Source organism: Caulobacter sp. AP07, from assembly GCF_000281955.1.
Classification (GTDB): Bacteria; Pseudomonadota; Alphaproteobacteria; order Caulobacterales; family Caulobacteraceae; genus Caulobacter.
On record NZ_AKKF01000263.1, the window covers coordinates 1 to 5,422 of the forward strand.

Consider the following 5,422-nt stretch of genomic DNA (forward strand, 5'->3'; position numbering starts at 1 on the left):
GGCTGGCGGATCGAGCCGCCGGTGTCGGTGGCGGTGGCGCCCAGGCACAGGTCGGCGGCCACGGCGGCGGCGCTGCCGCCCGAACTGCCGCCCGGGGTCAGGGCCTGGTTGGAGCCGCCCTTGCGCCAGGGGTTGATCACCGGGCCATAGGCGCTGGTCTCGTTGGACGAGCCCATGGCGAATTCGTCCAGGTTCAGCTTGCCCAGCATCACCGCCCCGTCGCGCCACAGCTGGCTGGTGACAGTCGACTCGTACTGCGGGACGAACGGTTCGAGGATCTTCGAGGCGGCCGTGGTGCGCACGCCGGTGGTGCAGAACAGGTCCTTGATGCCCAGCGGCGCGCCGTCCAGCGGGCCGGCCGCGCCCAGCGCCCGGCGGGCGTCGGAGGCGGCGGCCATGGCCAGGGCCTGGTCGGGGGTTTCCAGCAGGAAGGCGTTCAGCGACCGCGCGGCCTCGACAGCCTCGATATGGGCGCGGGTCAGCTCGACCGAGGTGAACTCGCCCTTTTCCAGGCCGTCCAGGGCGCCCTTCAGCGTGAGGGAAGTCAGGGCGCTCATTATTCAACCACCTTGGGCACGACGAAGAAGCCGCCGGTCGACTTGGGGGCGTTGAGGGTGATGGCCAGGGCGTCGCCGCCCATGGTCACCACGTCCTCGCGCAGCGGAGCGCCGGCGGCCACGACGCTGGTCATCGGCTCGACGCCGTCGGTGTCGACCTCGGCCAGCTGCTCGATCCACGTCATGATGCCGTTGAGCTCCTGGGCCAGGGCCTCGATGCGCTCTTCGGGTTCGGCGATGCGCGCGAGCCGCGCGACCTTCCGCACGGTGGCGGCGTCAATGGCCATGGGGGCCTCCTGAATTCCAAGCGCGTGGGTTAGCCGTGCGAGGGGCGCTTTGACAAGCGCTTCCCTTGTTGGGAGGGCGCTTCCCCGTGTTATGAGGGGCAATGCCCGTTCTAGACATCGTCGAATTCGCCGCCGCCATCCCCGACTACCTGCCCGTCGTCGGCCTGGACCCGGGCGAGAAGACCATCGGCGTGGCCGTTTCCGACGTCACCCTGACGGTCGCCAGCCCGCTGGCCCTGATCAAGAAGACCAAGTTCAGCGAGGACGCCGAGGTGCTGTTCAAGCTGATGGGCAGCCGCAAGGCGGCCGGGATCGTCATCGGCCTGCCGATGAACATGGACGGCACCGAGGGCGTGCGCTGCCAGTCCAACCGGGCGCTGGGCCGCAACCTGCTGCGCCTGCAGCCCCACCTGCCGATCACCTTCTGGGACGAGCGCCTGTCGACGGCGGCGGTGACCCGGGTGCTGATCGACGAGCACGACGTCAACCGCAAGCGCCGCGCCGAGGTCGTCGACAAGATGGCCGCCGCCTGGATCCTGCAAGGCGCGCTGGAGCGCATGCGCGGCATCGCCGAGGCGGCGGGCAAGGGCTTCTGACCTTTCGCCACAGTTGCGCCTGGACCTTCGGTTGAAGTGAAGCTTCAACGGGGAGATCGGCATGCGACCTTGCGGACGTCTGGGGACGATCATCGTGGCCCTGGCCCTGATGGCCGCCGGCCCCGCCGCCAGCCCCGTCAACCTGGACCTGGAAGCCGGCGCGATCGGAGGCCTGCCCACCGGCTGGACCTTCGGGCCGACGTCCCAGGCCGCAGGCTATGACGCCGTCCTGTCCGCCGACACGCCCGAGGGCGGCAAGACCTCCGCCCGCCTGGTGCGATCACGCGCCGGCGTCGCCGGCGGGTCCGGATTCGGAAACCTGAGCCAGAAGATCGACGCGACGGCCTATCGCGGCCACAGAATCCGGTTTCGCGCCGCGGTCCGCGCCCGTCCCGCCGGCGGCTGGGCGGGCCTGTGGCTGCGCGTGGATCGCCCGGACGGCCGACGCGGCTTCTTCGAGAACATGCAGAACCGACCGGTCACGTCCTCCGACTGGACGTTCCACGACATCGAGGGCGTGGTGGCGCCGGACGCCACGGTGATCCTCTTCGGCCTGCTGCTGGCCGGCGGCGGCGAGGCCGGGATCGACACCGCCAGCCTGGAGGACCTGGGCCCGGCCGACCTGGCCCCGCACGGCGCGGCCAAGGCCTATCTCGACGACGCCCTGGGCTGGCTGGAACGGGAGCACATCAACAGCGCCAAGGCCGACTGGAAGACCCTGCGCGCGGAGGCCGACCTGGCCGCCGCCGGCGCCGCGACGCCCGCCCAGACCTACCCCGCCATCCGGGCCGCCATCACGACGCTGGGCGAGCGCCACACCCTGCTGTTCCCACCGGCTCCGCCGCGCCCGCCCGGCCCGCCGGTCGCGCCGGTCCGCGCCTTGCCCCAAGGACGGTTCGTCGGCGAACACATCGCCGTGCTGACCCTGCCCACCCTGCTGCGCGACCTGACGAACCCGGCGGACGACGGTCGCGCCTACCGCGACGCCGCGCGCGATTTCATCGCCCTGGCACGGGACAAGGGAACCTGCGGCTGGATCGTCGACCTTCGCGACCATGGCGGCGGCGACATGTGGCCCGGCATGATGGGCCTGGCCGCGTTGCTCGGCCCCGGCCCGCATGGCGTCTTCATCAACGCCAAGGGCCGCGAGCCCTGGCCGGTCATCCCCGCCCCATCACCGGTCGGCGCGCCGGTCGCGGTGCTGATCGGGCCCCGCACCGGCAGTTCCGGCGAAATGATCGCCATCGCCTTCGAGGGCTGGCCGTCGACCCGGTTCTTCGGCGCGCCGACCATCGGCCTGACCACCGCCAACAGCCCCCGTGTGCTGTCCGACGGCGCGGTGCTGACCGTGACGACGTCCAGGGTCGAGGACCGCACCGGCCATCTCTATGACGGCCCGATCCTTCCCGACGAACCCGCGCCCGGCGACGCGGCCGAGCCGGCGGCGGTCGCCTGGCTGGAGGCGCAGGGCTGCCGTTCCGGCGCGGCGCCGACCAACCCCTCCTTCCCTCCCGGGCCAAAGCCGCCTATGACCCCAGTTCATGACGGCCAAAGCCCCCCCAGCCCATCATGACCCCGCTGAAGCGATCGATCCGATCCTCAAGCGCATGTTTTCCTTCCCCCGGCGCCACTTCCTGTCGGCCGGCGACCTGAACGCTCCGCAGGCCACCGACCTGCTGGACCTGGCCGACGCCTTCGTCGCCTTCAACCGCCAGACGTCCAAGTCCCTCGACATCCTCAAGGGCCGGACGCTGATGAACCTGTTCTTCGAGAACAGCACCCGCACCCAGTCGTCGTTCGAGATCGCCGGCAAGCGGCTGGGCGCCGACGTGGTCAATATGAGCCCGCGCACCTCGTCGATCACCAAGGGCGAGACCCTGATCGACACCGCCGTCACCTTGAACGCCATGCGCCCCGACCTGCTGGTGGTGCGCCACGCCTCGTCGGGCGCGGCGTCCCTGCTCAGCCAGAAGGTTTCCGGCAGCGTCATCAACGCCGGCGACGGCCAGCACGAGCACCCGACCCAGGCGGTGCTGGACGCCCTGTCGATCCGCCGCGCCTTCGGCCGGGTCTCGGGCCTGACGGTGGCGATCTGCGGCGACGTGCTGCACAGCCGCGTGGCGCGCTCGAACGTCTCCCTGCTGCACACGCTTGGAGCAAGCGTACGGTTGGTTGGACCACCGACCCTGATGCCGGCCCAGGCCGAGCGCTGGGGCGTCACCGTCCACCACGACATGAAGACCGGCATCGCCGGGGCCGACGTGGTGATGATGCTGCGCCTGCAGCTGGAGCGCATGCAGGGGGCCTTCGTGCCCTCGACCCGCGAATACTTCCGCTTCTACGGCCTGGACCGCGAGAAGCTGGCCAAGGCCGCGCCCAAGGCCCGCGTCATGCACCCCGGGCCGATGAACCGCGGCGTCGAGATCGATTCCGACGTCGCCGACGACCCCGAGATCAGCCTGATCCAGGACCAGGTCGAGATGGGCGTCGCGGCGCGGATGGCGGTGCTCGCGAGCCTGGCGCATCGGCTCGAGGAGCACGGTCAATGAATTCTCCCCAGCCCCTGGCCCTGATCAACGCCCGCCTGGTCGATCCCGAGAGCGGCTATGACGGCCCCGGCGGGGTCATCGTCTCCGAAGGCGTGATCTCCGACGTCGCCAAGGGCCGCGAGTTCGGCAGGCTGGGCAAGAACGTCCGGGTCATCGACTGTGGCGGCGCCATGCTGGCCCCCGGCCTGGTCGACCTGCGGGTCAAGACCGGCGAGCCCGGGGCCGAGACCAAGGAAACCCTGGCCAGCGCCGCCAAGGCCGCCGCGGCCGGCGGGGTGACCAGCTTCGTGGTCCAGCCCGACACCGATCCGGCGATCGACGACCCCAGCGTGGTCGACTTCATCCTGCGCCGCGCCCGCGACATCGACGCGGCCCGCATCCTCTGCGCCGGGGCGGCGACCAAGGGCCTGCGCGGCGAGCAGATGGCCGAGATCGGCCTGATGCGCGAGGCCGGCTGCGTCTATGTCACCGACGCCGACCGGCCGATCGTCGACAGCAAGGTGATGCAGCGCATCCTGACCTATGCGCGCGGCTTCGACACCCTGCTGGCCCACCGGCCGATGGACCCCTGGCTGGCCAAGGGCGGCGCGGCGACCGGCGGCGAGTTCGCCGGCCGCATGGGCCTGCCCGCGATCTCGCCGATGGCCGAGCGGATCATGCTGGAGCGCGACATCGCGCTCTTGGAAGCCACCGGCGGCCGGCTGCTGGTCGACCAGATCACCAGCGCCGGCGCCCTGGAGACCCTGGCCCGCGCCAAGTCCAAGGGCCTGCGGATCCACGCCAGCGTGTCGATCAACCACCTGTCGTTCAACGAACTGGACATCGGCGACTACCGCAGCTTCGCCAAGGTCACCCCGCCCCTGCGCGGCGAGGACGACCGCCAGGCCCTGATCGAGGCCCTGGCCGACGGCCTGATCGACATCGTCGTCAGCGCCCACGCCCCGGCCCCGGCCGAGGACAAGCGCCTGCCCTATGACGAGGCCGCGCCCGGCGCCGTGGGCCTGGAGACCCTGCTGCCGGCCCTGCTGAGCCTGTATCACGACGAGCGCGTGCCGCTGCTCGACCTGATCCGCGCCGTCACCCTGGCCCCCGCCGCCCTGATCGGCCTGCGGTCGGGCCGCATTGCCCCCGGGGCCCCGGCCGACCTGGTGCTGTGCGACCTCGACGCCCCGGTGATCATCAACGCCGACAAGCTGCTGTCGAAATCCAAGAACTCCCCATTCGACGGACGCCGGCTGCAGGGCCACGTGCTGATGACACTGGTGGACGGACGGATCGTGCACCGGGCGGAGGGGTAGGGTTTCACGCATGTTTCTGGCCCTCACGCGGAACATCCGCTGAGAAGTCGAGGAGGCGCGGAGCGGCCGGGCCCAGCCCGGATGACCGTGAGTGTTGTGTTTGCGTTTCGGCATGGACCGACCGCTCCGCGAAAC

6 protein-coding genes are annotated in these 5,422 nt (G+C 71.0%); 4 read left to right on the top strand and 2 right to left on the bottom strand.

Annotated elements, in window-relative coordinates; all coding sequences use genetic code 11:
• Both PMI01_RS23120 and gatC read right to left on the bottom strand, forming a co-directional pair.
• On the bottom strand, positions 1-557 hold a 557-nt coding region (locus PMI01_RS23120), incomplete at its 3' end, for an amidase family protein (protein WP_007675041.1).
• Entirely contained in the window at positions 557-844 is a 288-nt protein-coding gene (gene gatC, locus PMI01_RS23125) for an Asp-tRNA(Asn)/Glu-tRNA(Gln) amidotransferase subunit GatC (protein ID WP_007675042.1), read from the bottom strand. The genes gatC and PMI01_RS23120, both read right to left, overlap by 1 nt.
• Positions 845-945: 101 nt before the next feature.
• Here gatC and ruvX point away from each other — a divergent pair, with 101 nt between their 5' ends.
• The 4 genes from ruvX to pyrC all read left to right on the top strand — a co-directional run bounded on the left by ruvX (position 946) and on the right by pyrC (position 5,287).
• On the top strand, positions 946-1,440 hold the full coding sequence (ruvX, locus tag PMI01_RS23130) for a Holliday junction resolvase RuvX (RefSeq protein ID WP_007675044.1): 495 nt from the start codon (positions 946-948) through the stop codon (positions 1,438-1,440).
• A 61-nt stretch (positions 1,441-1,501) separates the two neighbouring features.
• A complete protein-coding gene (locus PMI01_RS26260; protein ID WP_007675046.1) occupies positions 1,502-3,013 on the top strand; it encodes a S41 family peptidase in 1,512 nt (503 codons plus the stop codon).
• Entirely contained in the window at positions 2,982-3,989 is a 1,008-nt protein-coding gene (locus PMI01_RS23140; protein WP_007675048.1) for an aspartate carbamoyltransferase catalytic subunit, read from the top strand. The genes PMI01_RS26260 and PMI01_RS23140 overlap by 32 nt, the downstream gene beginning before the upstream one ends.
• Positions 3,986-5,287, top strand: a complete 1,302-nt coding sequence (pyrC, locus tag PMI01_RS23145) for a dihydroorotase (protein WP_007675050.1) — start codon at positions 3,986-3,988, stop codon at positions 5,285-5,287. The genes PMI01_RS23140 and pyrC overlap by 4 nt, the downstream gene beginning before the upstream one ends.
• Positions 5,288-5,422 lie beyond the last annotated feature (135 nt).